This window comes from Pseudonocardia sp. DxW, from assembly GCF_058448985.1.
This window is the reverse complement of the sequence record NZ_JBZFLK010000006.1, coordinates 203,228-228,504: the sequence shown is the minus strand read 5'-3', so window position 1 is coordinate 228,504 and position 25,277 is coordinate 203,228. Positions and strand designations below refer to the sequence as shown.

General features: G+C 75.0%; 25 protein-coding genes and 1 pseudogene. 13 read left to right on the top strand and 13 right to left on the bottom strand.

The features are described 5' to 3' along the window. Window positions 1-6 precede the first annotated feature (6 nt). Window positions 7-1,005 carry a DUF7064 domain-containing protein gene (locus tag ACVJO7_RS11790; RefSeq protein WP_491672893.1) on the bottom strand — a complete coding sequence of 333 codons (999 nt, stop codon included), beginning with the start codon at window positions 1,003-1,005 and terminating at the stop codon, window positions 7-9. 235 nt (window positions 1,006-1,240) lie between these two features. On the opposite strand from ACVJO7_RS11790, the gene ACVJO7_RS11785 reads away from it, so the two are divergent. The 8 genes from ACVJO7_RS11785 to ACVJO7_RS11750 all read left to right on the top strand — a co-directional run bounded on the left by ACVJO7_RS11785 (window position 1,241) and on the right by ACVJO7_RS11750 (window position 9,543). Then, window positions 1,241-1,534, top strand: coding sequence for a EutN/CcmL family microcompartment protein (locus tag ACVJO7_RS11785; protein WP_491672892.1), 294 nt, complete (start codon window positions 1,241-1,243; stop codon window positions 1,532-1,534). A gap of 24 nt (window positions 1,535-1,558) precedes the next feature. Then, complete coding sequence (locus ACVJO7_RS11780) at window positions 1,559-1,882, top strand: BMC domain-containing protein (protein ID WP_358484148.1); 324 nt, start codon at window positions 1,559-1,561, stop codon at window positions 1,880-1,882. Between the two features lie 97 nt (window positions 1,883-1,979). Further along, window positions 1,980-3,386, top strand: a complete 1,407-nt coding sequence (locus ACVJO7_RS11775) for an aldehyde dehydrogenase family protein (RefSeq protein WP_491672891.1) — start codon at window positions 1,980-1,982, stop codon at window positions 3,384-3,386. Further along, entirely contained in the window at window positions 3,387-4,394 is a 1,008-nt protein-coding gene (gene eutJ, locus ACVJO7_RS11770) for an ethanolamine utilization protein EutJ (RefSeq protein ID WP_491672890.1), read from the top strand. After that, a complete protein-coding gene (locus ACVJO7_RS11765; RefSeq protein WP_344020884.1) occupies window positions 4,391-5,023 on the top strand; it encodes a BMC domain-containing protein in 633 nt (210 codons plus the stop codon). The genes eutJ and ACVJO7_RS11765 overlap by 4 nt, the downstream gene beginning before the upstream one ends. Further along, a complete protein-coding gene (locus ACVJO7_RS11760) occupies window positions 5,020-6,327 on the top strand; it encodes a malate dehydrogenase (RefSeq protein ID WP_491672889.1) in 1,308 nt (435 codons plus the stop codon). The genes ACVJO7_RS11765 and ACVJO7_RS11760 overlap by 4 nt, the downstream gene beginning before the upstream one ends. Beyond that, window positions 6,327-7,358 carry an alcohol dehydrogenase catalytic domain-containing protein gene (locus ACVJO7_RS11755; RefSeq protein ID WP_491672888.1) on the top strand — a complete coding sequence of 344 codons (1,032 nt, stop codon included), beginning with the start codon at window positions 6,327-6,329 and terminating at the stop codon, window positions 7,356-7,358. Before ACVJO7_RS11760 ends, ACVJO7_RS11755 begins: the two co-directional genes overlap by 1 nt. 13 nt (window positions 7,359-7,371) lie before the next feature. Beyond that, window positions 7,372-9,543: a helix-turn-helix domain-containing protein gene (locus ACVJO7_RS11750; protein WP_344020881.1), complete on the top strand. Its 2,172-nt coding sequence runs from the start codon at window positions 7,372-7,374 to the stop codon at window positions 9,541-9,543. Window positions 9,544-9,556: 13 nt separating this feature from the next. On the opposite strand, the gene ACVJO7_RS11745 is transcribed toward ACVJO7_RS11750, so the two are convergent. The 3 genes and pseudogenes from ACVJO7_RS11745 to ACVJO7_RS11735 all read right to left on the bottom strand — a co-directional run. Further along, window positions 9,557-9,862, bottom strand: coding sequence for a BMC domain-containing protein (locus ACVJO7_RS11745; RefSeq protein ID WP_344020879.1), 306 nt, complete (start codon window positions 9,860-9,862; stop codon window positions 9,557-9,559). Window positions 9,863-9,912: 50 nt separating this feature from the next. Next, complete coding sequence (locus tag ACVJO7_RS11740; protein ID WP_491672887.1) at window positions 9,913-10,467, bottom strand: hypothetical protein; 555 nt, start codon at window positions 10,465-10,467, stop codon at window positions 9,913-9,915. A 22-nt stretch (window positions 10,468-10,489) separates the two neighbouring features. Further along, window positions 10,490-10,888: pseudogene (locus tag ACVJO7_RS11735) on the bottom strand (amidohydrolase family protein); the annotation flags it as partial. A gap of 660 nt (window positions 10,889-11,548) precedes the next feature. Here ACVJO7_RS11735 and ACVJO7_RS11730 point away from each other — a divergent pair. Beyond that, complete coding sequence (locus ACVJO7_RS11730) at window positions 11,549-11,788, top strand: MarR family transcriptional regulator (RefSeq protein ID WP_491672886.1); 240 nt, start codon at window positions 11,549-11,551, stop codon at window positions 11,786-11,788. On the opposite strand, the gene ACVJO7_RS11725 is transcribed toward ACVJO7_RS11730, so the two are convergent. Further along, window positions 11,757-11,945 carry a hypothetical protein gene (locus ACVJO7_RS11725; protein WP_491672885.1) on the bottom strand — a complete coding sequence of 63 codons (189 nt, stop codon included), beginning with the start codon at window positions 11,943-11,945 and terminating at the stop codon, window positions 11,757-11,759. The two genes, ACVJO7_RS11730 and ACVJO7_RS11725, sit on opposite strands and share 32 nt — an antisense overlap. Window positions 11,946-12,088: 143 nt before the next feature. On the opposite strand from ACVJO7_RS11725, the gene ACVJO7_RS11720 reads away from it, so the two are divergent. After that, window positions 12,089-12,664 (top strand): DinB family protein, encoded by a 576-nt coding sequence (locus tag ACVJO7_RS11720; RefSeq protein ID WP_491672884.1) that lies wholly within the window; start codon window positions 12,089-12,091, stop codon window positions 12,662-12,664. Between the two features lie 9 nt (window positions 12,665-12,673). On the opposite strand, the gene ACVJO7_RS11715 is transcribed toward ACVJO7_RS11720, so the two are convergent. Next, entirely contained in the window at window positions 12,674-13,993 is a 1,320-nt protein-coding gene (locus ACVJO7_RS11715; RefSeq protein WP_491672883.1) for an aromatic ring-hydroxylating oxygenase subunit alpha, read from the bottom strand. Window positions 13,994-14,016: 23 nt separating this feature from the next. Beyond that, window positions 14,017-15,201 carry an N-methyl-L-tryptophan oxidase gene (gene solA, locus ACVJO7_RS11710; RefSeq protein ID WP_491672882.1) on the bottom strand — a complete coding sequence of 395 codons (1,185 nt, stop codon included), beginning with the start codon at window positions 15,199-15,201 and terminating at the stop codon, window positions 14,017-14,019. Between the two features lie 73 nt (window positions 15,202-15,274). On the opposite strand from solA, the gene ACVJO7_RS11705 reads away from it, so the two are divergent. Further along, window positions 15,275-16,207: a LysR family transcriptional regulator gene (locus ACVJO7_RS11705; protein ID WP_491672881.1), complete on the top strand. Its 933-nt coding sequence runs from the start codon at window positions 15,275-15,277 to the stop codon at window positions 16,205-16,207. 39 nt (window positions 16,208-16,246) lie between these two features. On the opposite strand, the gene ACVJO7_RS11700 is transcribed toward ACVJO7_RS11705, so the two are convergent. The 3 genes from ACVJO7_RS11700 to ACVJO7_RS11690 all read right to left on the bottom strand — a co-directional run bounded on the left by ACVJO7_RS11700 (window position 16,247) and on the right by ACVJO7_RS11690 (window position 18,743). Further along, window positions 16,247-16,654 (bottom strand): hypothetical protein, encoded by a 408-nt coding sequence (locus ACVJO7_RS11700; RefSeq protein WP_491672880.1) that lies wholly within the window; start codon window positions 16,652-16,654, stop codon window positions 16,247-16,249. 69 nt (window positions 16,655-16,723) lie between these two features. After that, on the bottom strand, window positions 16,724-18,034 hold the full coding sequence (locus tag ACVJO7_RS11695; RefSeq protein WP_491672879.1) for a flavin monoamine oxidase family protein: 1,311 nt from the start codon (window positions 18,032-18,034) through the stop codon (window positions 16,724-16,726). 76 nt (window positions 18,035-18,110) lie between these two features. After that, window positions 18,111-18,743, bottom strand: coding sequence for a TetR/AcrR family transcriptional regulator (locus tag ACVJO7_RS11690; RefSeq protein WP_344020857.1), 633 nt, complete (start codon window positions 18,741-18,743; stop codon window positions 18,111-18,113). A gap of 147 nt (window positions 18,744-18,890) precedes the next feature. Here ACVJO7_RS11690 and ACVJO7_RS11685 point away from each other — a divergent pair, with 147 nt between their 5' ends. Then, on the top strand, window positions 18,891-21,179 hold the full coding sequence (locus tag ACVJO7_RS11685) for a S9 family peptidase (RefSeq protein ID WP_491672878.1): 2,289 nt from the start codon (window positions 18,891-18,893) through the stop codon (window positions 21,177-21,179). Further along, window positions 21,176-22,207, top strand: a complete 1,032-nt coding sequence (locus ACVJO7_RS11680; RefSeq protein ID WP_491672877.1) for a GPP34 family phosphoprotein — start codon at window positions 21,176-21,178, stop codon at window positions 22,205-22,207. Before ACVJO7_RS11685 ends, ACVJO7_RS11680 begins: the two co-directional genes overlap by 4 nt. Here the strand turns inward: ACVJO7_RS11680 and ACVJO7_RS11675 are convergent. The 3 genes from ACVJO7_RS11675 to ACVJO7_RS11665 are packed head-to-tail and all read right to left on the bottom strand — an operon-like array spanning window position 22,204 to window position 25,262. Continuing rightward, window positions 22,204-23,244, bottom strand: a complete 1,041-nt coding sequence (locus tag ACVJO7_RS11675; RefSeq protein WP_491672876.1) for a Dyp-type peroxidase — start codon at window positions 23,242-23,244, stop codon at window positions 22,204-22,206. The genes ACVJO7_RS11680 and ACVJO7_RS11675 overlap by 4 nt on opposite strands. Before the next feature lie 59 nt (window positions 23,245-23,303). After that, a complete protein-coding gene (locus ACVJO7_RS11670) occupies window positions 23,304-23,957 on the bottom strand; it encodes a histidine phosphatase family protein (RefSeq protein WP_491672875.1) in 654 nt (217 codons plus the stop codon). Between the two features lie 36 nt (window positions 23,958-23,993). Continuing rightward, on the bottom strand, window positions 23,994-25,262 hold the full coding sequence (locus ACVJO7_RS11665) for a Tm-1-like ATP-binding domain-containing protein (protein ID WP_491672874.1): 1,269 nt from the start codon (window positions 25,260-25,262) through the stop codon (window positions 23,994-23,996). Window positions 25,263-25,277: the final 15 nt, after the last annotated feature.

Here is a 25,277-nt window from a genome sequence, read left to right as displayed (position 1 = left end):
CCGTGCTCACGAGCCGCCGTGCACCCGGTCGTAGATCGCACCGAGCTCGCCCATCCCGATGAAGTCCATGCACTCGCCGTACGCGGTCCGCCCGTCCAGCGTCCAGCGCAGCAGCGCGTTGTGCCCGACGACGCCCGGCTGGGACTGCCACGGGAACGACGTCAGCGCCTGCCCCTCGGCCTCCCACACCCGGCCCGCCGAGTCGGTGACGCTGATCGAGATCTGCTCCGGGTAGAGCCGGGACCGCTTGGTCAGGCCGGAGCCCGCTGCGAGGCCGCGCAGCTCGCCGTCGTGCAGGACGTAGCCGTGGGTGAGCCGCAGCGGGGACTCGCCGTCCGGCCCGTTCTCGGTGCTGAAGTCGAACAGCCCGTGCACCGCCAGGTCCGGGCCGGCGTGCGCGTGCAGCCAGCTCAGCCGCGAGGTCTGCCGCTCCGCCCGGACCCCCCAGCTGTGGTCCATCGTGGACACGCAGTCGATCGGGGTGGTCCGGCCGCGGAGCCGGATCTCGCCCTCGTAGTGGCCGGTCTGGTCGAAGTGCCCGGCGTAGGCGTGCCCCCACGTCTTCGCCATGTCCCGGTCGGCGGCGAGCGGGTCCTGGTCCGGGTCGTTGATGTCGTACGGCTCGTGCAGCGCCGTGTACCGGAACCGGATCTCCAGGTCGGCGGCCGGGTCCGAGTAGGACACGTCCCAGATCCGGTGCGGGTCGGTGGCGACGACCTTCAGCCCGTTCGCCAGCTCGTAGTCGAGCAGGTTCGACGGCTGCGGCACGACCAGGTGCTCCCAGGCGTCCCAGTACTCGGCCTCCCACGGCGCGGTGACCCGGCGGCTGTTCACCGAGACCGTCGACCCGACGACCCCGAGCGGCTCCCGGAACAGCCCGTACAGGCCGATGTTGAGCGGCCGGTCGGTGTCCTGGCCGGCGTACAGGCCGAAGTAGTTGGTCTCGGCCCAGAGCGGGTCGTCGCTGGTCGGGGCGTGGAACTGTGCGTCCTCGGGGCGGATCACCGGTGAACCTCCTGGCGCGTGCGGGCCCGGCCGCCGGGCGACGGGGCTGTGCCTGACATCCAGCACGCTCCCGTGCGGACCCCCGCCCGGCCACAGCGCCGATGGACAACGACCGGCCGTGACGTTGTCCCGGACGGATAAGGCCCGCGGGAACGTGCCGGACCTACTGTCCCGGCCAGCGGTGGTCCGGCGCACGCCCGGCCACCACGTGTCTACCGACGGAGGTGGCCCGGGCATGCGGCTGGCCAAGGTGCTCGGGCAGGTCGTCTCGACGATCAAGGGCCCCGGGCTCGAGCGGTTCACGCTGCTGCTCGTGCAGGAGGCCGCCGCCGACGATCCCGAGCGGGACGGCGGCCCGACCCTGGTCGCCGTCGACACCGTCGGTGCGGGGGTCGGCGAGATCGTGCTGGTGGTGACCGGCGGGGCGGCCCGGGTGGCCGCCGGCGCGGACGCGCCCACCGACCTGGCCGTCGTCGGGATCGCGGACACCGTCGTCCGCTCCGGCACCGTCAGCTACCAGAAGACCTGAACCGAATCACACCAGGAGGACGCCATGGCTCCGACGACTGCGAACCCGGCCGCCCCCGCCCTGCGCGGCGCGCTGGGCCTGATCGAGACCAAGGGGCTGGTCGGCGCCATCGAGGCGGCCGACGCGATGGTGAAGGCCGCCAACGTGCAGGTGCTCGGGCACCGGGAGATCGGCGGCGGTCTGGTGACGGTGATGGTCCGGGGCGACGTCGGCGCCGTGAAGGCCGCGACCGACGCCGGCGCGGTCGCCGCGGAGAAGGCGGGCGAGGTGGTGTCGGTGCACGTCATCCCGCGGCCGCACGACGAGACCGAGGGCATCCTCGCCGTCCTGACCCGGCCCAAGGGCTGAGCCGCTCCCACCCCCGTCCGTCGCACCGCCCCGGCGTCCCGCCGGAGCGGCGGCCGGGCGTGCCCACGTCGACCACTGACGAACCCGAGGTGTGGAGATGACCGCAGCCACCGCCCCCGATCCACGGCTCGACGCCGACCTGGCCGGAATCGCCGACGTGCGGGCGAAGGTCCGCGCCGCCGCCGCGGCGTTCGCCGAGCTGGAGGGGACCGACCAGGAGACGCTCGACCGCTACGTGCGGGCGATGGCACTGGCCGGGACGAAGGCCGCCGAGGAGCTCGCCCGGCTCGCCGTCGACGAGACCGGGTACGGCGTCTACGAGCACAAGATCTACAAGAACCGCTACAACACCGGCTTCGTCGCGAAGTGGATGCTCGAGCGGCGGGCGGTCGGCGTGCTCTGGATCGACGACGACGCCCGGGTCACCGCCGTCGGGTCCCCGATGGGGGTGCTGGCCGGGATCATCCCGGTCACCAACCCGACGTCGACGGCGCTGTTCAAGTCGCTGGCCGCGGTGAAGTCGGGCAACGCGATCGTGCACGCACCGCACCCGCGGGCGGCGCGCTGCACGCTGCGCGCCGTGCAGGTGATGGCCGAGGCCGCGGTCGCCGCCGGCGCCCCCGAGGGGCTGGTGTCCTGCCTGGAGAACCCGACCCTGCCGGCCACCCGCGAGCTGATGAGCCGCGACGAGATCGCCCTGGTGCTCGCCACCGGCGGCCCGGGGATGGTGCGGGCCGCGTACTCCAGCGGGAAGCCGACCATCGCGGTCGGTGCCGGGAACGTGCCCGCCTACGTCGGCGTCAGCGTGCCGGACCCGGCCGAGGCCGCCGAGATGATCATCACCTCGAAGTCCTTCGACAACGGGACGGCCTGCGTCGCCGAGCAGTCCGTGGTCGTCGTCGACGCGGTGGCGCCCGCGTTCCTCGCGGCCTTCGAGGAGCGCGGCGCCTACTGGATGAACCCGCCCCAGCAGGCCGCGCTGGCCCGGGTGCTGTTCGACGACCGAGGCGCGATGCGACCCGCCTCGGTCGGGCAGACCGCGGTCCGGCTGGCCGAGCTGTCCGGGTTCACCGTGCCGTCGTCGACCCGGGTGCTCGCCTGCCGGCTGGACACGGTCGGCGCGGACACCCCGCTGTCCCGGGAGATCCTCGGCCCGGTGCTGTCGGTGTACCAGGTGCCCGACGCCGCGGCCGGATGGCGGCGGTGCCGGGAGATCCTGGCGCTCGACGGCGAGGGGCACACCACCGCCGTGCACGCCGCCGATCCGGCCGAGATCGCCCCGTTCGGGGCGCTGCCGGCCGGCCGGATCGTGATCAACACGCCGGCGCTGTTCGGCGGGATGGGCTACTCGACCGAGGTCGACCCGTCGTTCCAGCTCGGTACCGGTACCTGGAGCGGTTCGATCTGCTCGGACAACGTCACCCCGCTGCACCTGATCAACATCAAGCGGATCGCGCACGAGGTGCGCCCGTGGCGGACCGTCTACGACCCGGTGGAGCTGTAGATGGCCGCCGCCACCACTGCCGGGACCACCACTGCCGGCACCAGCACTGCCGGGACCACCACTGCCGGCACCGCCACTGCCGGCACGACCGCGGTCGGCACCGCCCGGCGGCGGACGCCCCGGGGCTCGCGGGCCCGCCGCCCGGGGCCGGCGCCCGGCCCGCGGGCGCTGCTCGCCGCGGCGGCCGCCACCGCCGCGGCGATCGGCGGGGACGGCGGGCCGGACCGGTCCGCGATCGCCGCGGTGGCCGCCGCGGACACCCTCCGGACCGGGGTCGATCTCGGGACGGCCGGATGCGTGCTGGTCGTCCTCGCGGTGGCCCCGGACGGCCGGGAGCACCCGGTCTGGGTGCAGAGCCATCCGTCCGGCGCGCTGGCCGACGGCGTCGTCGTGGACTTCGCCCGGGCCACCGCCACCGTGCGGCGGCTCCGCGAGCGGGCGGAGGCCGCACTCGGCGTCGAGCTGCGCAGCGCGGCCACCGCCTACCCGCCGTGCATCCCGGTCGCGGACGCCCGCGCCTGCACCTACGTCTGCGAGTCCGCCGGGTTCGACGAGGTCGTCCTGGTCGACGAGGTCGGTGCGGCACAGCGCACGCTGGAGGTGCACGACGGCGTCGTCGTCGACGTCGGGGGCGGCTCGACCGGGGTCGGCGTCTACCGCGACGGCGAGCTGGTCCGGCTCGACGACCGCCCCGGCGGCGGCCACCACCTCGACCTGGTGCTGGCCGGGGCGCTCGGGATCGGCGTCGAGGAGGCCGAGGCCCGCAAGCGGTCGCAGCCCCGCGAGGCGCTCCCGATCCTGGTCCCCGGGCTGCAACGGATCGCGGAGAACGTCCGCGCACTGACCGCGGGCGCCGAGGACCTGCCGCTGCACCTGGCGGGCGGCGCTCTGATGATCCCCGGCGCGGACGACGTGCTGGCCGGCTACCTGGAGCGAACCGTCGTGACCTATCCGCACGCCCTGCTCATCACCCCGGTCGGGATCGCCAGGGCGGGGGCGCGGGCATGAGCGCGACCCCCACCCTGCGCACCTACGCCTTCGTCGACCGGATGCAGCCGCAGTGCGCGGCGCACATCGCCGCGACCAGCCCGGGCGACGTCCCGCTCGCCGGGATGGCCGAGCTCTACATCGAGATGGCACCCGGCAACGAGGTGTTCCGGGCCGCCGACATCGCGCTCAAGGCCGCCGGGGTGCGGCCCGCGCTGCAGATCATCGAGCGCGAGTTCGGCCTGCTGGAGATCCACTCCGAGCAGCAGGCCGAGGTGCTGGCGTCCGGGCAGGCCATCCTCGACGAACTCGGGATGACCGAGGCCGACCGGATCCGCCCGACGATCGCCTCCACCCAGTTCATCACCAACGTGCACCCCTACCAGGCGCAGCTGCTCAACAAGTGGCGCAAGGGCTCGATGCTGATGCCCGGGCAGAGCCTGTTCGTGATGGAGGTGGCCCCGGCCGCCTACATCGCGGTCGCCGCGAACGAGGCGGAGAAGGCCGCCGACATCACCGTCATCGAGCTGCGCGCCGTGGGCCGGTTCGGCCGGATGTTCCTGTCCGGGACCGAGAGCGCGGTGCAGGCCGCCCGGGACGCCGCGGTCGCCGCGCTGGAGGGCATCCACGGGCGGGAGGACCGGCGATGACCGTGCACGGAGCCGCGTCGGTGGACGCCGCCGCGGGCGGGACGCTGTACGTGCGGCCCGGCGACATCGTCACCCCGCTGGCCCGGGAGCGGGCCCGGGAGCTGGCCGTGCAGATCGTGACCGGCCCGCCGCCCGCCGCGGCAGCGGTGGCCGGGGCACCCCCGGCCACGGGATCCGGGGCCGCCGGGGCGGTGCCGACACCGACCGGCCCGGCATCCGGCGGCGCGGCGCCCGCCGCCCCGCTGCCCGGCGGCCCGCCGCCACCGGTCCGGCCGCCGTCGGGTGCGCTGTTCCGGCGCGGCGCCCCGCTGCCGCGCACTGTGCTGCCCGGCGCGGCCACCGCCCCCTCGGCCGGGCCGGGGAGCGGCGCGACCGGCCGGGTGGTCGTCGTCGGGGCCGGGAACGTCGGCATGATCGCCGCGATGCGGCTGGCCGACGCGGACGTGTTCGCCGAGGTCGTGCTGGTCGACATCGACGCGGGGCGGGCCGCGGGCATCGCGCTGGACCTGACCCACACCGCGGCGCTGTCCGGGTTCGGCACCCGGGTGCGCGGTGCGGCGACCGTGGCCGAGGCGGGCCCGGCCGACTACGTGATCATCACCGCCGGGAAGCCGCGCACACCGGGGATGAGCCGCTCCGACCTGATCAGCACGAACGCGGCGATCGTCGGGGACGTCGCCCGGCAGGTCGCGGCGACCTCCCCGCGGGCGGTGATCGTCGTCGTCACCAATCCGCTGGACGAGATGACCCAGCACGCCTGGGCCGCCTCCGGGCTGCCGTCCGGCCGGGTGCTCGGGATGGCCGGGGTGCTCGACACCGCCCGCTTCCAGGCGCTGGCCGCGCTGACCGGCGTCGCCCGCGCCGACCGGATCGAGGCGTGGGCGCTGGGCAGTCACGGCGAGGAGATGGTCATCCCGCTCTCCCGGGCCACCGTCGACGGGAAACCGCTGGCCTCGGCGGTCCCGGCCGCCGAGCTCGACGCCGTCGTGTCCCGGGCCCGCGGGTCCGGCGGCGAGGTCGTCGGGCTGCTCCGGTCCGGCAGCGCCTTCATGGCGCCCGGGATGTCCGCGGCCCGGATGGTGCTGGCGATGGCAGCCGACACCGGCGAGGTGATGCCCGCCGCGGTGCTCGCCGACGGCAGCTACGGCATCTCCGACGTCTACGTCGGGCTGCCGGCCCGGCTCGGCCGGGACGGGCTGCGCGAGATCGTCACCCTGGACCTGCGGCCCGACGAGCTGACCGCGCTGCGGGCGGCGGCCGACCGCATCCGGGAACGGGTGGCCGAGCTCGCCGCGGCGGCGTGATGCGCGCGGTCACCTTCGCCGGCGACGGCACGGTCCGGGTGTCGGACGTGCCCGACCCGCGGCTGGAGCAGCCCGCGGACGCGATCGTGCGGGTCCGCCGGGCCGCCGTCTGCGGGACCGACCTCCACACCGTCGCGCACGGCGACGGGCTCGACGTCGGTGCCGTGCTCGGCCACGAGTTCGTCGGGGAGGTCGTGGAGACCGGCGCCGCCGTGGCGGCGCACCGGCCCGGCGACACCGTCGTCGGCGCCGACTTCACCGCCTGCGGTTCCTGCTGGTGGTGCCGGCGCGGCGACCACTGGGAGTGCCCGCAGCGCCGCTTCTTCGGCACCGGCACCGCGTTCGGGCCGCCGCTGCCGGGCGCCCAGGCCGAGCTGGTCCGGGTCCCGTTCGCCGACACCGTCCTGCGGGCGGTGCCCGACGGGATCTCCCCGGACGCCGCCGTCTTCCTCGGCGACACCCTGGCCACCGGCTACGCCGCCCTCCGGCGCGCCGATCCGCTGCCCGGCGACACCGTCGCCGTGCTCGGCGGCGGACCGGTCGGGCAGCTCGCCGCGCTGGCCGCGCAGGCCTGCGGCGCGGGCACCGTGCTGCTCGTCGAACCGGTCGCCGCCCGGCGCGATCTCGCCGGCCGCGAGGGCTCGGTCGCGGTGGACCCGGCCGACGCGCCGCGCACCGCGCGGCTGCTCACCGACGGCCGCGGCGCCGACGTGGTGATCGACGCGGTCGGCGGGCCGCACGGGCTGGACGCGGCGTTCGACCTGGTGCGCCGGCGCGGCACGGTCGTGTCGGTCGGGGTGCACACCCGTGACTGGTCGCTGCCCGCCGGCCGGGCCTTCGCCGACGAGCTGTCGCTGCGGTTCGCCATCGGCGACCTGATGCGCGACGGCGACCAGCTGCTCGCGCTGGTCCGGTCCGGCGCCGTCGATCCGGCCGTGGTGGCCGAGGAGACGGTGCCGCTCGACGGCGCCCCGGACGCGTACCGGCGGATGGCGCAGCGACGTACCCTCAAGTCACTGATCGCGCTCTGACGGCGGGGGTGGGATGACGACACTCGACCCGGCCCGCGTCGGATCCCGGCCCGACGGGCTGTCCCGGCTGCTGGCCTCGGTGCCGGCGGACACCGAGCGCGCCGCCGACGACCTCGCGACCCAGGCGGCGATGCTCGCCGGCACCCCGGTGACCGTCGCGGCCTGGTGCGACGAGCGCTGGCAGGTGCTGGCCGGATCCGGTGTCGGGTCGGCCGGGCTGCCGCCGGGCGGACCGGCGTCGGTCCCCGCCCGGTCCGGCCTGATCGTCGGGGCGGACGGCCCGGCCGCGCTCTGCTGGGACCCGGACGCCGCGCTCGGCCCGGACGTCGTCGAACGGTTGCGGCAGGGCCGGGCCTGGCTGTCGCTGCAACTGATCCGCACCCGGTCCCGCAGCGACGTCGACGCGGCGGCCGCCGAGACCGACGCGGTGCGGGAGGTGTCCCGGCGGCTGCTCACCGTCCGCGACCTCGACGAGGTGCTGCTGACCGTCGCCGAGCAGACCCTGCGGCTGCTCGAGTCCGACATCTGCGGGGTGATGCTCCGCGACGGCGACGTCGTGCAGATGCGCGCCTGCGTCGGCAACCGCTCCACCGAGACGGCCCGGCTGCAGATGCGCCGCGGCCAGGGCGTCGCCGGGCTGGTGTTCCTCACCGGCGAACCGGCCAAGGTCGACTCCTACCTCGAGGACCGCACGATCAGCGACGACTTCATGTCGCTGGCCGAACGCGAGGAGACCCGGTCGGCGCTGGCCGTCCCGCTCCGGCTGCGCGGCGAGTTCCTCGGCGTGCTGGAGGTGTGGCGGCGGCGACGCTCGGTGTTCACCGACCGGGACATGCGCCGGATGGTCACCCTCGCCGACTTCGCGACGATCGCGATCGACAACGCCCGGCTCTACGACGAGCAGGCCGCCGCCGCCGACCGGCTCGGCCGCGCCCGGGACGCGCTCCAGCAGCAGGTCTCGGTGCTCGACCGGACCTCCCGGCTGCAGCAGGACCTGCTGCAGATCGTGATCGGCGGCGGCGGGCTGCCGGCCATCGCCCGCACCGTCGCCACCGAGCTGAGCTGCGAGATCGGCGTGTACGGGCCGGACGGGGTGCGGATCGCCGGGCACCGCGCCCGCGATCTGGTGTCCCAGCTGCCGGACGCCCTGCCGGTCGGCACCGCCGGGCCGGCGCTCACCGACCGGCGGGCGCTGGCCCGGCCGGTCTACGCCGACGGCGACCAGGTCGGCCAGGTGCTGCTGGTGCGCACCGACCGGACCGGGGACCTCCTCGACGCGGTCGCGGTGCAGGTGGCGATGGCCTGCTCGCTGGCGCTGCTGCGCGAGCGGGCGGCGAGCCGGGCCCGCGCCGAGGCGTCCGAGCAGGTGCTCTGGGACCTGCTGCAGGGACCGGTCGAGCACCGGCTCGCCGCCCGGACGCGGGCGCAGCAGCTCAACGTGCACCTGGCCGGCGGGCTGCGGGTGCTGCACGGCCGGATCGAGGACATCGACGGCCTCGCCAGCCGGCTCGGCTGGGACACCTCGCAGACCGACCGGGTCCGCAGGCGGGTGCTGCGGACCGTGCGGACCCTGCAGGGCCGCGGGCTGGCGCTGGCCAGCCTGCGCGGCGACCTGCTCGTCGCGATCGCCGCCGATCTCGACCGCAGCGGCGCCAAGGACCTGGTCAACGCGTTCGCGGCGGCCATCCACGAGGAGGTGCCGGAGCTGCAGCTGACCTGGGGGATCAGCCGGGAGCACGCCGAGGTCGTGGACCTCCCCAGCGCGCTGAACGAGGCGCGGACCGCGCTCTCGGCGGCGAAGCGGTTCGGCGGGCGGAACGTGTTCCTCTACGAGGAGCTCGGCATCGTCCGGCTGCTGCTGGGCTCGGGCGACGACCCGGACCTGCAGACCTTCGTCGACGAGGTGACCGGCCCGCTGCTCGACTACGACCGGGACAACGACGGTTCGCTGGTGCGCACGCTGCGCGCGTTCTTCGACGCCGACTGCTCGCAGAAGCTGGCCGCCGACCGGTTGTTCGTGCACCACAAGACGCTGCGCTACCGGCTGGAGCGGATCCGCCAGCTCACCGGGCTGGACCTGGGCCGGCACGAGGACCGGATGCGGGCCGACTTCGCGCTCCGGCTGCTGCAGGTGACCCGGGCCGACGGTGAGGCCGACGGCGCCGGGTCCGAGCCGGAACGCTGACGCCGCGGCCCCGTCAGCGGGTCGGCTGGATCGCGTCGGTGACGATCTGCTCGGTGTCGCCGTGCGGGCGCGGGATGACGTGGCTGCTGTAGAGCTCGCCGACCCGGACCGCGGCGGCCCGACCGGCGGCGATCGCCGCGTTCACCGCGCCGACGTCGCCGCGCACCAGCACCGAGACCTGCCCGTTGCGCAGGGTCCGGTAGCCCTCGATCTCGACGTTGGCCGCCTTCACCATCGCGTCCGCGGCCTCGACCGCCCCGACCAGGCCCTTGGTCTCGATCATCCCGAGGGCGCCCCCGGTCCGTCGTGCCTCCGCCATGGAGCCGTCTCCTTCCCGACGCCGGCGTCGTCGCCGGACCGACCCCGACCCTAGGTCCGCCGGGCGGGCCGCACGCTGTCCCGGCCGGACAACCGCGGGCCCCCCGGTTGTCCGCGCGGAGCGGGCCGAGGCGGGTTCGGGCGGTGCCGCTCAGGCGGACGCCCCCACCGGCACGCCGCCGAGCACCGCGTCGCGGCTGTCCTCGGCGAGCGCGCGCAGCCGGGCCAGGTCCACCCCGACCCCAGCCCGGCGATCCGGCCGGCCACCAGCGCGGTCCGCATCTGGGTGAACATGTCGCCGGGCACCGAGGTCGCCACGTCGACCGACAGCGACGGCGCGAGACCGCGGTCCCGGGCCCGGCCGATCGGCGGATGCCCGTGGCCCATCAGCATCTCCACGTAGGGGGCGATCGAGAGGGTGCCGCCGGTGGCGGCGATCCGGTCCAGCTCGGCGTCGGTGGTGGTGTTGGCGTGGATGTAGGTGGTGTCCGGGCCGAGCAGGCCGGCGGCGTCCAGCGGCCCCGGGTTCACCACCCCCGAGGTGGTCGCCGCCGACTGGCGGCTCGCCCGCGACCTGGCCGCTCGGATCTCGGTGCACGTCGGCATGCGGGTCACCGGCATGCGGACCGCGACCGTCGGCGAGCGCGAAGGTGAGCAGCCCGTCGTCGGAGGCGAAGTAGCGCTCCCGGACGCGGCGGGCGTCCGCCGGATGCGGGTGCACGGAGCCGAGCCACCAGTCGCCGCGGGCCGGGGTGCCGTGCGCGTACACCGCGCGGATGCCCGCCTCGGTCAGCGCCCGCACGCCGGCGTCGGCGTGCTCGGGGGTGTTGTTGGCGTGCGCCCGGTCCAGCAGCGTCGTGATGCCGGCGTCGAGCGCCTCCAGCGCGCCGAGCAGGGTGCCCGCGTACACGTCCTGCGGGCGGAAGACCGGGCCGACCACCCCGGCGAGGTGGCCGAGGTAGCCGTCCAGGGTGGTCGCGGGCAGGGCGCCGCGCAGCACGGTCTCCCAGGTGTGCGGGTGGGTGTCGACGAAGCGGGGAGCACGACGGTGCCGGTGGCGTCGATCCGTTCGGCGTCGACGTGGCCGAGATCGCGGCCGACGTCGGCGATCCGGCCGCCGTCGATCAGGACGTCGACACCGGGCCGCTCTCGACCTGCGGGTCGACGGGGACGACGACGCCCCCGGTGATCAGGGTTCGGGTACTCATGGGATCTCTCCTCGCTCGGGTCGTTGCCACCGCAAGCGTCCGCCGGACGGCGGCCCGTGCCGATCCCGCGCGGCCGGGTCCGTTCCCGGGGCGCCCCCGCCGATGGGGGAGGGGCCCGGCGTGCTTCCCGCCGGGCACGGGATGGGCCGGCCGGGGGACCGGCGCGACCCTGGGAGGACCACCGACCAGGGAGAACCACGCCATGCCACGGCTCGCCCCGGGGACCCGCCCCGCCCCGGCCGCACCGGCCGGCCCGCCCGACCCAGCTGTGCTGCCGGTCCCGCCCGATCCACCCGGAGCCGTCGCCGGTGGCGCGTTGAGCGGGCCGGAGCGCGCCGCCCGGGCCTCGCTGCGCGGCCTGGGCCGGCTGCTCGTCGAGCACGTCGAGCGGGACCTGCTGGACCACGCCGGGATCCCGCTGACCTACTTCGAGATCCTCGCGGTGCTCGCCGCGCGACCGGGGACCCCGCTGCGGATGGGTGCGCTGGCCGACGAGGCGGCCCGCTCGCGCAGCGCGGCTCGCGCACGCCGTCGCCCGGCTCGAGGAGCGCGGCTGGGTCCGCCGCACCCGCTCCCGCGGCGACCGGCGCGGCGTCGCCGTCGCGGTGACCCGCAGCGGCTGCGCATTCGTCGAGCAGGTGCGCGGGCGGCACGACCGGGCGGTGCGCGCGGTGCTGGTCGACGCCCTCACCCCTCCGCGGCCAGGCGGACGGTGGTGATCACGTCGCGGACCGAGCCGGCCCGGACGATCGCGGCGGGGTGCTGGTCGGCGCGCAGCTGCCAGGCGCGGCGGGCGTCGTCCCATCCGGGGTCGCCGGGGTGCAGCAGGGTGCCGTCGAACGACAGCGGTTCGGTGGTGGTGAGCTGGTCGGTCATCGCAGGTGTCCTCTGTGCCGTATCTCGTGGAGTCGCATGTCGCGGATACGACGAGCGTCCGCCGCCGGGAGGGCCGCTCCCATCCCGTGGACGGCGGGAGGTACGGGTCGCCATCCCCCATCCGAGGGGGCAGGGTCCCGGGGATGGACGACAAGGAGACGCTGCGCGGATACCTGCAGACCGGACGCGAGGTGATGCTCTGGAAGCTGGACGGGCTCGGCGAGTACGACGTCCGCCGCCCGCTGGTCCCGTCCGGGACCAACCTGCTCGGCCTGGTCAAGCATCTCGCGCTGGTCGAGGCCGGGTACCTGGGCAGCACGTTCGGTCGCCCGTTCCCGGACGCCCCGGCCTGGATGGAGCAGGTGTGGACCGATCCGGTCGTCGACCTGTTCGCGGCGCCCGGCGAGTCCCGCGCCGACGTCGTCGACCTCTACCGGCGGGTGTGGGCGCACTCCGACGCGACCGTCGCCGCGCTCGCGCCGGACGCGGAGGGGACCGTCCCGCACTGGCCCGCCGAGCGCGCCACGGTCACCCTGCACCGGGTGCTGGTGCACCTGGTCGCGGAGACGCACCGGCACGCCGGGCACGCCGACATCCTGCGCGAGACGGTCGACGGCGCGATCGGGCACCGGGCGGAGGTCGGCAATCTCGCCGACGAGGCGACGTCGCCGGCGCTGTACGACCGGATCGACGCGGCCGTCCGGGCGCACCGGGGGTGAGCCCTGCGGTCAGGCGGGATCCGGGAACATTCGGGTCATCGTCTCGTCGTCACCGGCGGGCACCCGGTCGATCCCGACCATCCGGTCGATCACCATGTTCTGGAAGCGGTGCAGCGGCTCCTCGAAGCGGAAGCACATCCGGCCGCCGGTGTAGGCGGGATCGGAGATGCCCTGCTGGACCCGCTCGACGATCTCCAGGTCCTGGGTGTTGACCAGGTCCCAGAACCGTTCGAGCTGGTCGAGCCCGTCCTGGGCGTCCGGCGCGGCGGCCGCCTCGGGATGGGTGAGCAGCACCGCGGTCTCCACCGTCCGGTCGGCCGCGACCGGCCGGTTGAGCAGCACGAACGCGTGGTTCGGGAGCACGACGAGCGCGGTGTTCGGGAACAGCCAGACGAAGCGGCCGGCATCGGCGTCGCGCGCGCCGAGCGTGCTCAGCGCGGGGAGGCCGTCCCAGCCGCCGGCGTCGGTGTTGCGCGACACCGGCGTCGTGCACATGCCGGTGTACATCCCGGGTCCCTGCCAGCGGTAGTGGTCGGAGAACCGGGACACCTTGTTGAGCTCGGGATGCACCCACGGCAGGTGGTAGTACTCCATGAAGTTCTCGGCGACGAGCTTGTAGTTCGCGGCGACGTCGTAGCTGCGGCGCCGCAGCGGTACCCAGCCGTCGAGGTGGTGGTCGGCGAACCGCCACGACAGGTCCCCGAGCTGCGCGGCGAGCGTCCCCGGTGCCGGATCGAGATTGACGAACAGCAGGAAACCCCAGGTGTCGACGGCGACCGGCAGCAGGCCCATGTCGGCCCGGTCGAACGCGGCCGCCGCCGAGGTGTCGAACACCGCCTCCTCGCCCCGGGGCACGTCCGAGCCCTCGAACAGCGGGGTGCCCAGGCACGCGCCGTCGGTGTCGTAGGTCCAGCTGTGGTACGGGCAGCGGATCCGGCCGCGCCGCCCGACCTCGCGGGCGTCGGCGTCGAGCAGCCGGGTCGCGCGGTGCCGGCAGACGTTGTGGAAACCGCGCAGCTCGCCGTGCCGGTTGCGGGTGACGATCACCGACCGGCCCGCGACGTCGACGACGACGCAGGCGCCCGGCCGGTCGACGTCGGCGACGAACCCCACGGCGACCCAGCCGGAGGCGAACACCCGCTCCCGCTCCAGGGCGAAGAACGCGGGGGAGGTGTAGGCGTCCGGGAGCAGGGTGGACGCCCGGTCCACCGGCAGCCGGGTGTGCCGGTAGGTGAGCTCGTCGGTGAACAGCTCCGGGTTCATCGGCCGGGCGGGCAGCGCGTCGTGCGGGCTGCCGCCGGACGCGGTGGTGACGGCGTCGGTGGACATCGGGTTCCCCCTCCCGGGGTGGTTCAGGTGTGGAAGCTGCGCGGGAAGGCCGGATCGGTGAGGGCCGGCCGGGTGATCGAGAAGGCATCGAGCGGGTGCGCGGGTGCGCGACCGGCCGCCAGGTCGGCGAGCAGCCCGCCGATCAGCGCGGCGAACTTGAACGCGTGCCCGGCCCCGACGGCGACCACGATCTGCGGGTGCCCCGGCACGGTGTCGAGCACGAAGTCCTGGTCCGGCGGGACGGTGTAGAGGCAGGTCTTCGAGTACAGCTCCGGCCCGCCGAACCGGGGGAGGTGCCGGTCGAGGAACCGCGCGTAGCGGTCGCGGCGCACCGGATCGGGCTCGAAGGAGCGGTCGTCGGCGGTGGTCTCGTGCCCGCCCATGTGCTGGCCGAGCTTGGTGGCGACCTCGCCGTAGACGCCGAAGCCGTAGAAGTTGTGCTCGCCGTGCCACATGAACACCGGGAACCGGGCCGGTGCGAACTCCGCGAGGTGCGGGGTGGCGTAGTAGGTGACCTGCTCCTGCAGGACGGTCAGCGGCAGGGTCACGCCGGTCCCGGCGAGCACCTGGTTGGTCCAGGCGTCACTGGTGACGACGACGCGATCGGCGAGCAGCGTCCCGTCGTCGGTGACGACGGCGACGCCGTCGCCGTCCGGGCGGATCGCGCGGACCGGGGTGTGGGTGCGGACGGCGGCGCCGTGCGCCCGGGCGAGCGCGACGTGCACCGCGTTCGCCCGGGCGGCGTCGACGATGCCGGACTCGGACTGGTAGAGCGCCTGCTCACCGCCCGCGGGCCGGAACTGCGGCCAGCGGTGGGCGAGCTCGTCGGCGTCGAGCAGCTCGTAGCCGACACCGAAGCGGTCGAACATCGCGGTGTAGCCCTCGATGTTGCGGGTGCCGGTCGCGGTGCCGGCGCGGGCGATCCGGTCCTCGATCACCAGCCCGCCGGTGCGGGTGACGAGCTGCTGCCCGGACTCGGCCTCCATCTCGGCCCACGCCTTGTACGCCGGCGCGGCGAGCGCCGCGTAGTGCTCCTGGTGCTGGGCGAGCCGGATGATCCGGGAGTGGTCCTGGGAGGCGCCGCGGTGGTGTCCCAGCTCGAACTGCTCGACGCCCAGCACGCCCGGGCCGTGTTCGAGGGAGAGCCGGTGCAGCGCCGCCGACCCCAGTCCGCCGAGCCCGACGACGATCGCGTGGTAGGTGCTCACGGGGGCCAGTGTCGGAACGCGGAGCGTTCACGTCCATCGCAGAGTTGAACTAGGGATCTTGTACAGTTCCGAGATGATCGACCGGCGACTGCGGGTGCTCGGGGCCATCGCCCGGCACGGCACCGTGACCGCCGCCGCCGAGGTCTGCCGGATGACGACGTCGGCGGCGTCGCACCAGATGCAGGCGCTGGCCCGCGAGCTCGGCGTCACCCTGCTGGAGCCGGACGGGCGCGGGGTGCGGCTCACCCCGGCCGCGCGCACCCTGCTGGTGCACGGCGAGACCATGGCCGCGCAGTGGGAGCGGGCCAGGGCCGAGCTGGACGCGCACCGGCACGGCGAGATGGGCGGCGCGCTGCGGTTCTGCGGGTTCTCCACGGCCGCCGCGGCGGTCGTCCCGCAGACGCTCGACCGGCTGCGCAGCAGCCACCCGGCGGTGCGGCTGCAGCTGCGCGAGACCGAGCCGGCCCGGGCGTTCGAGCTGCTCGCGGCCGACGAGACGGACGTCGTCGTGGTGGTGGCGACGGCGGGCATCCCGCCGGTGACCGATCCGGCGTTCGAGCAGTGGACGCTCTACGACGAGCCGCTGGACCTGCTGGTCGGGCCGGACCATCCGCTGGTCGGTCGGGACGACGTCGCGCTGAACGACGTCGCGGCCGACCGCTGGATCTGCAGCAACCCCGGCCGGGCCTACCACCAGCTCGTCACCCTGGCCTGCGCCGGCGCCGGGTTCGCGCCGGACATCGCGCACTTCGCCGACGAGTGGGACACCGGCGCCGCGCTGGTGTCCCACGGGTTCGGCGTGGCGCTGGTCCCGCGGCTGGCCGACCTGCCGGCCCGGCACGACACCCGGCGGCTGCGGATCGGGGCGCCGCCGATGCCGATCCGCCGGGTGATCGCCGCGGTCCGCGCCGGGTCACAGCACCGGCCGGTGGTGAGCGCCGGCCTGGACGCGCTGCGCGAGTCCTGCGCGGCGCTGTCGGACCTGCTGCGACCGTCCGACGAGTGAACAGGGTCCGGTGAGGATCTTTCCGGGATCGCCGGAAGATCAGGTGTCGAAGACCTCGCAGGACAGCGGATCGCCGTCCAGGCCGACCGCCTCCAGCGCGCCGACGACGAGATGCACCAGCCCGTCCTGGCCGAGCTCGCCGGCCCGCAGCTCTCGCTCGTGGCCGTGCTCGCCCGGGACGAAGCCGAGCGCCTCCAGGCCGCGGACCTGGCGCTCGTCCAGGCCGGGCGGATCGGCGTCGGCCCGGCCGAGCAGCCGCCCGACCGAGCGCTGCAGCCACCCGGGGCGGTGCTTGGCCGGATCGGGTACCTCGAACACGTAGCCCCGCGGTCCGAAGCAGATCCACTGCACGACGGCGCGGGCCCCGCTGTCGGAGCCGAGTACCGCCGTCCCGCCGTTGCGGGTCTCGTACAGCGCCCGGGCCGCGACCGTCCCGACGTCACTCATCCCGTGACGCTACCGCCCCGCGCACGGAAGATCGCCGTCGTGGTGCGCAGGGCCGCGGATTCCGCGGTGTCACGCACCGGGACGGTGATCATGCAGCTCGCCGGCCACCCGCAGGCCGGCCGCGACCGCACCCTCCAGGTAGCCGGGATGCCCGGCGGAGGTCTCGCTGCCCGCCCAGTGCACGTTCCCCACCGGTGCGGACGGGACCGGCGGGAACCCGTCGGTGGTGCCGGGCAGCGGGAGCGCGAGATAGCCGCCGCCCGCGTGCTCGTCGAGGTGCCAGGACTTCTCGTGCCAGCCGACCGGCTCGCGCACCTGCTCGCCGAGGTGCGCGGCGAGCGGCCCGAGCAGCCGCTCGCGGCGCTCGGCCGGGTCCAGGCCGTCGATCTCCCGTGCCGCCGGACCGGCGACGAGCACGCACAGGTGCCCCGGCCCGTCCGGCGGTCCGCTGTCGAACACCGCCCGGCCAGGGGGATCCAGGACCAGCAGCTCCGCGCTGGTGCGGTCCCGCCAGAACGGGCGCTCGTAGACCGCGATCGCCTTGTGCACCGAACCCATGTACAGGTCCGTCCCGAGCGCGGCGCGCTCCGGTGGGAGCGGCGGATCGAACCGGATCCGGGCGGCCGTCGGCGGGGGTGCGGTGACCACCACCCGCCCGGCCCGCACGGTGCCGCTGCCCGGGCCGGTGGCGGTGTGCACGGTGACGCCCGTCCCGTCGTCGGTGACCGCGACGACCCGCTCCCCGAGCCGCAGCCGCTCCCCGGGTCCGGCGGCCAGACCGTCGACCAGCGCACCCATCCCCTCGACGAGCAGGGTGTGCTGGGCGCCGCCGCGGGTGCCCAGCGCGGCGCGCAGCCCGCCCTGGCTGCGCACCATCCGGGTCATCGCCCGGACCGAGAACCGGTCCGGATCGGCGGTCCACGCTGCGGACAGCGCGACCTCCAGCAGCCGGCGCGCGGTGCGCCCGGGCACCCGGTCCAGCAGCGACCGCAGCGTGTGGTCGCCGGCCCGCCGCGGGACGCCGGTGCGGGAGAGCAGCTCGATCCCGGCGAGCGCGAGCCCGGCGACGAGCACCGGCGGCGCGGCCGCCGGGAGCGCCCGGCCGCCGTCGAGCACCGTGGGCCGTGTCCCGGTGTGCATCCGGAACGAGGTCGCGCCGAGCTCGGCCGCCAGCGCGGTGATCCGGTGGTGGCCGTGGCCGATCCACTGGCCGCCCAGATCGACCCGGGAGTCGAGCGCGGTGGTCTCGGTCAGCGCGCGCCCGCCCGGCCGGTCGGCCGACTCCAGGACGAGCACGTCGACGCCCCGCCGGTGCAGCTCCCGCGCGGCGACCAGGCCGGACAGCCCGGCGCCGATCACCACGACGTCCACCTCCTCCATCGCCACCTCCGAAGTTGACTCGGTCAACCGACCGAGTCGGCGGTAGACCAGCGGATCGCGGCCCGGCAACCGGCGGTCAGGAGGGGATCGGCGCGCCGATCGGGCGCGGATCGGCGTAGCCGACCAGCATGGCCGTCGCACGGTCGAGATCGCGCCGGGCCCGCCCGGCGTCGGGATCGGCGACGTACTGGACCACCAGGCCGTCCAGCACTGCGAGCAGCAGCCGGCCCAGCGTGTCGGCGTCGACCGCGCAGCGCTCACCGGCCGCCCGCGCGGCCTGCTCGCACAGCTCGCCGACCAGGCCGGTATAGCGCCGGACCTGGGACCGGCCGAGCGACCCGGAGTCCCCGGCGCCGGTCCGGCGGGCCGAGTACATCGCCAGCTCGTACTGCATGATCTGCAGCCCGACCCGGTCCTCGACCAGGGTCTCCCAGAACGTGCTGACGCCGTGCCGCAGTGCGTGCGCCACCCCGCGGCCGGGATCCATGCCGCGGCGCACGGTGTCCAGCACCTCGTCCGCGACCGCATCGACCACGGCCATGAGCATCCGGTCCTTGGACGGGAACACGTAGTGCAGCGTGCCCAGCGGGATGCCGGCCTCGGCCGCGACCGCCCGGGTGGTGGCCCCGGCGACCCCGGCCCGGCTCAGCACCCGGATCGCGGCCGCGACGATCTCCTTCTCGCGGTCCACCGCGGGGACGTGTGCCATCGGGATCCCTCCAACCAACTCGGACGAACGACCAGGTCCAAGATTACGCCCGACCATCGAGTGGCCTGCGTCACATCACCTTGAGTGTGCCGCGGCGGCCGGGTGTCCCGTCGAGCGTGACGACATGACGCGTGAACACCGTGACGCGTGACCACAGCGAGGGGGACGCCCGACATGACCCGGCTCACCGAGTCCGACTACGCCCGCGCCGAGCAGATGCTGCTGCCTTACCGGTCGCGGAAGGTACCGGCGGTGCGGCCGCAGTGGCAGCGCGGCGGCGCCCGCTTCCGCTACCGGATCGCCGACCGCCACCTGCTGGTCGATCCGGCCGAGGGCGTCCGCCGGCCCGCGTTCGACCACGACCGGCTCGCCGCCGCGCTGTCCACCGCCTCCGGGCACCCGGTGCAGGCCGACGCGCTGCCGCTGCAGCACGTCGAGTTCGATCTCCCCGGCCGCGCCGACGACGTCGTCCGGTTCACCGCGTTCGAGCAGCGCTGGGAGTGGTCCGACGGCGGCGGCGAGTGCGTCCGGGTCGACGACGACGCCGTCGCACCCGGCGAGATCGTCTCCCCGGACGGCAGGTGGGTCGCGTTCACCCGGGACGGCAACGTGCACGTCCGCAACCGCGACGACGGCGAGGAGATCGCGCTCACCGACGACGCCGAGCCCGGCCACGAGTACGGCAGCCTGCCCGACCCGATGAGCGGGCGGGCGCTGATGCGGGCGTTCGGGCTGGCCCCGTTCGGGCTGCTGACCTGGTCGCCGGACTCCACCCGGATCCTCGTGCACCGGCTCGACCAGCGCGGCCTGCCCGAGCAGGTGCTGGTCGAGTCGTCCCCGCCCGGCGGCGGGCGCCCGGTCGAGCACCGCTACCGCTATCCGATGCCCGGCGACGATGCCCAGGCGACGATGACCTGGAACGTCATCGACGTCGCGGAGCGCACGATCGTCCGCCAGCAGGACGAGCCGGCCACCATCGTGCACCCGACCGCGCTGGTCTACGCCTGGTGGACCGGCGAGAAGGGCGAGGCCGTGCACTTCCTGCGCGCGCCGCGCGACGCCCGCGCGCTGGAGCTGCACCGGTTCGATCCCGGCACCGGCGAGACCACCGTCCTGGTCCGGGAGACCGGCGAGACCCGGGTCGACCCGACCCCGCAGCTCGGCGACCCGCCGATGGCGCGGGTGCTGGACTCGGGGGAGATCCTCTGGTGGTCCCAGCGCGACGGCTGGGGACACCTCTACCTGTACTCCGCCGACGGCTCGGAGGTCACCCGGGTGACCCGCGGCCAGTGGCCGGTCCGCTCGGTGCTGTGGGTCGACGAGGAGCGCAGGCAGCTGTGGTTCGTCGCCGCCGGGCTCGTCGACGACGACCCCTACCTGCGGCAGATCTGCCGGATCGGGCTGGACGGCAGCGGGTTCACCCGGCTCACCGACGACGACCTCGATCACGACGCGACCAGCCCGCCGGAGGGCGGCTACCTGGTGGACCGGGCGTCGTCGGTGTCGGTGGCCCCGCGCTCGCGGGTGCTCGGCGGCGACGGGCAGGTACTGGTCGAGCTGGAGGCGCCGGGCACCGAGGCACTGGCCGCGCTCGGCTGGTCGCCGCCGGAGCGGTTCACCGCGACCGCCGCCGACGGGCGCACCCCGGTGTACGGCCTGCTGTGGCGCCCGCACGGCTTCGACCCGGAGCGGCGCTACCCGATCGTCGAGCACATCTACGGTGCGCCGCAGGTGTACCGGGCCGGGCCGGGGTTCGACTCGCCGCACTCCGGTGAGCCGGAGGCGTTCGCCGCGCTCGGGTTCGCCGTCGTCGCCATCGACGGGCGCGGCACCGCCGGGCGCAGCAAGGCGTTCCACGACCACTCCTACGGCAACCTCGCCGACGGCGCGCTGGACGACCACATCGCCGCGATCCGCGAGCTCGGGCACCGGTACCCGTGGCTGGACACCGGCCGGGTCGGGATCACCGGGCACTCCGGCGGCGGGTACGCCACCGCGCGGGCGCTGCTGGCGCACCCGGACTTCTTCTCGGTCGGGGTGTCCGTGGCCGGCAACCACGATCCGGGCTTCTACCTGCCGATGTGGGCCGAGCAGTACCACGGCGACGTCAGCGAGGAGGGCAGGCAGGCGATCTCCACGCCGGCCATCGCGGCCGGCCCGACCGGCAAGCTCCTGCTGATCCACGGCGAGCTCGACGACAACGTGCACCCGTACCACACGCTGCGCCTGGTGAACGCGCTGATCGACGCCGATCGCGACGTCGACCTGCTGATCGTCCCCGGTGGGGAGCACTCGCTGCTGCTGACGATGCACCACGTGCAGCGCCGGACCTGGGACTACCTGGTGCGGCACCTGCACGGCACCGAGCCGCCCGTCTACCGGCTGGCGCCGATGCCGCTGCCGCCCGGCAGCGCGCTGGGGCCGGCGGCGCCGTGAGCGGCGAGCGGCTGCGCCCGCTGCGGCGCCACGAGATCCTGCACCGGTTCCTCTACGAGATCGGCCATCCCGGCCTGGACGGCCGCCCGGCGACCTGGACGGTCGAGATCGACATCGGCGCCGGCTGGGACGCCCGGCTGCACCTCGACGGACGCCGGGTGGCGACGGCCGAGATGCCGGCCCGGCTCCCGGTCCCGGGCGGCCGGATCGAGGTCGACGCCGGCCTCTACGGGATCACCCGGATCCACCTGGTCCCCGACTCCGGGCCCGAGCGCCGGCTGAGCCCGGTGCCCGGCACCCTGGAGCACCGGCGCGCCCGGCTGGCCCGGCGCCGGCCCGGGGTGAGCCGGGCGATCGCGGTGACCGCGGTGCTGATCCTGGCCGTCAACCTGGTGCTGGCGGTGCCGCAGGGGCTCGAGCTGATCACCGCGCAGCCCCGGATCGCCGAGCTCGTCGGCACGTTCACCTCACCGGTGTCGCTGCCGGCCTGGCTGAACGCGACCCTGCTCGTCGCGGGGGCGCTGGCCGCGACCGAACGGCTGCTCACCCTGCGCCGCAACCGGGTGCTCGACGCCGAGACGCTGTGGACCGGGCTCAGACCCGATCGGTGCGCGCGGCTTGACCGTGCCGCAGCGGCATGGTGTCGACTGGGTCCAGGGCGCGAGGGACAGGCCCCACAGGAGGCGGAGGACATGCGGGACGACACGCTGATCGTCGAGGACACCCTGCTGCTGATGCTCGACGACAGGTCGGGCTCCCCGGCCGGGGCGGGCACGCTGATCTACGTGCTCGCCGAGCTCGGCGACCTGTGGACGCCGCTGTCCGAGCGGCTGCTGCAGCGGGGGTTCATCCGCCGCGAGCGCAAGCGCCTGCTCGGGCTGATCCCGACGACCCGGCTGCCCTCGACCGGCTCGGCGCACGAGACCGAGCTGCGGCAGCGCGTCGTCGACGTGCTGGAGGCGGGCGCCGAGCCCGACCCGCACACCGCCGCGAGCGCCGCCGTGGTGGTCACCACGGTGACCCGCTAGCCCGGCCCGGCCCGGAGCCCGCCGATGCCGAGCGACCCGGCACCGGCTGCCGGCCCGGCACCGGCACCGGCTGCCGGCCCGGCACCGGCGGCGGCCGCCGGCCCGGGCTCCGGGAGCGGCGGGGGATCGTCGAGCAGCTCGGCCGGCGGGACGAAGAACAGCCCGCCGGTGACGGCCGTCGACACCTCCAGCAGCCGGTCCGTCGTCCCGGCCGGCTCGCCGACGAACATCCGGGTCAGCATCCGTTCGGTGACCGACGGATCGGCGGCGTACCCGGCGAAGAAGGTGCCGTACTCGGCGCGCCCGATCGACCCGAACGGCATGTTGTCCCGGACGATGTCGCGCTCGGAGCCGTCCGGGTCGGTGATCGTGGTGAGCGCGACGTGCGAGTCGGGGGCCTTCTCGTCGTCCGGGATCTCGATGTTCTCCAGCATCTGCCTGCCGACCGACGCCTCCCGGTCCTCGACCGGCTTCGCGGTCCAGGCGGCGAGATCGTGCAGGTACTTCTGGACGACCAGGTAGGAGCCCCCGGCGAACTCCGGGTCGTCGTCGCCGACCAGGGCGGAGCGGGCCGCGTCGTCGCCGGTCGGGTTCGCCGTGCCGTCGACGAAGCCGAGCAGGTCGCGCCGGTCGAAGTAGCGGAACCCGTGCACCGCGTCGACCACCTCCACCGCGGGCCCCAGCGCGGCGACGACCCGCCTGCCCAGCTCGAAGCAGGGGTAGGGCCGGGTCGAGCGCAGGTGCAGCAACAGGTCGCCGGCGGTCGCCGGGGCGGTGTGCCGGTCACCGGCGATCTCCCGGAACGGGTGCAGGTCGGCCGGGCGCGGGCCGGACAGCAGCCGGTCCCACGCGTCGGAGGAGATCCCGAGCACGCAGGTCAGGTCCTCCCGCGGGTGCGGGAACGCGACCGACCGCACCAGCCCGTCGAGATCGGGCAGGAAGTCGTGCGCGGTCGCCTCGTGCCCGGGCCGGACGGTGAGGGTGAGGAACAGGGCGCTGTCGGTGAGCGGGGCGAGGACGTCCTGCGGGGTGCGCACGGTGCCTCCGGGCGGGTCGTGGTGGTGGGGCGCGCCAACCTACTCCCGCGCGGTCCCGCTCAGGGCGCCTGCGGGAGCAGCTCCATCGTGACCGACCGGTCCTCGTGCACCCGCGCCTGCAGCCCGGACACCCACGCCGGCTCCCCGGGATCGGTCCCGGTGAGCGCCAGCGCGCAGGCCCGCAGCACCGGCGAGTGGGTGACGGCGACGGCCAGGCCCGCTCGGTCGGGCCGGTCGGCGAAGCTGCCGGCGAACGCCCGGATCCGGGTGGCGACGGCGGCGGCGGTGTCGCCGGGCGGGTCCTGGTGCGCCACCCACCAGCCGACCCGGTCGGGCACGGTCAGCCAGTCGTCGAAGAACCGGACCTTACGCACGTCGGCCTCGTCGAACCCGGGGACCTGCACGGCGAACCGCTCCGCACTGCTCACCATGTCGACCCGGACGCCCGCCAGGTAGAGGTCCGGGTTGCGCAGCGCGAAGGCCACCCCGTCCTCGACGACGGCGGCACCGCAGCCGCGGGCACCCGCGGCGATCGCGGCCGCCGTCTCCCGCGCCCGGCGGGTCTCCCCACTGACGATCCGGATCGGCCCGGCCTCCCGGGCGCCCAGCCGCGCCCCGGCCTCGGTGGCGATCCGGATGCCGTCGTCGGTGATCGGGACGTCGCCCCGGTGCGAGGCGACCTCGCTGTGGCGCAACAGGAGCAGACGGGTCATGGGCGGCGGCCTTCCTCGTTGACCGGCGGGAGGGGATCAGCCCGCGGCGGCGGCGGTGAGCTCGCTGCGGCGGGCCCACTGCTTCATGAACAGCTCGTGGACGGCGTCCGCGAACTCCGGGTCGTTGATGTTGGTGTGCCGCTCGACGACCTCGACCGACGGGTCCAGGCCGGCCCGCAGCGCGTCGAGCAGCGGGGTGACGTCGACGCCGTGCCACTGGCTGCCGGACCGGAAGTAGTTGTCCAGGCCGTCGGTCGGGATCCCGACGGCGACCGGCCCGGTGGCCCGGTTGACGTGATCGGCCACGTACTCGCCGAGCCGACGCATCTCGTCGGCGGTGGCCAGCAGCGAGGTGACGTTCGGGTTGTGGATGATGATGTTGCGCTCGTCGGTGTCGAACTCGGCGGGCACCGTGTCGCGGGCGCCGAAGTTGAAGCACTCGGCGGCGCCGGGCACCACGACCTGCGGGATCCCGGCCCGGATCGCGGCGTCCATCCGCTCGCAGCCCGGGTCGAAGATCCCCCGGTTCCAGTGGTTGAGGATCTCGGGCAGCGTGTAGTCGATCAGCCCGTCGATCGCGCCGGAGTCGATCAGGTGCTCCATCCCGGCGCCCTCGCCGACGGCGTGGAAGGTGACCACCTCGAAGCCGCCGGCCTCCAGCTTCTCCCGGATCCGCATCACGCCGGGCGTGGTCACACCGAACATCGACACCGCGATCAGCGGCTTGCTGGCCCGGGCGTGCGAGCGGGTCGTCTCGTAACCCCGCGCCATCCCGGCGGCCGCGTGCGCGGCGTTGATCAGGACCTGCTTGGAGATCCGGTTCAGCCCGGCGATGTCGGTGACCGCGTTCATCATCATCATGTCCGAGTGGCCGACGTAGGGCCGGGTGTTGTTCGACGCCATCGTGGACACGATGAGCTTCGGCACGCCGATCTCGAGGTTCTTGAACGCACCGCTGAGCAGGTCGGTGCCGCCGGTGCCGCCGAGCCCGAGCACGGTGTCGATCCGGCCCTCGGTGGCGAGCTCGGAGAGCAGCGAGCGGAGGCCCTCGCTCATCTTGCTGACCGCCAGGGTCCGGCCACCGGCGCCCTCGACGCTCTGCGTGAAGTCGGCCAGATCGATGCCGGCCCGCGACGCGATCTCCGAGGCCGGGACGTCCGGCGTGATGTAGGGCTCGCCGAGGACACCGCAGTCGACGACGAGCACGTCCACCCCAGCGGCGACGAGCGCGTCGCGGACGTAGGCGTACTCCGTTCCCTTGGTGTCCAGGGTTCCGGCGAGACAGACGACGGGGGTGCGGGACATCGTGAACTCCTTCGT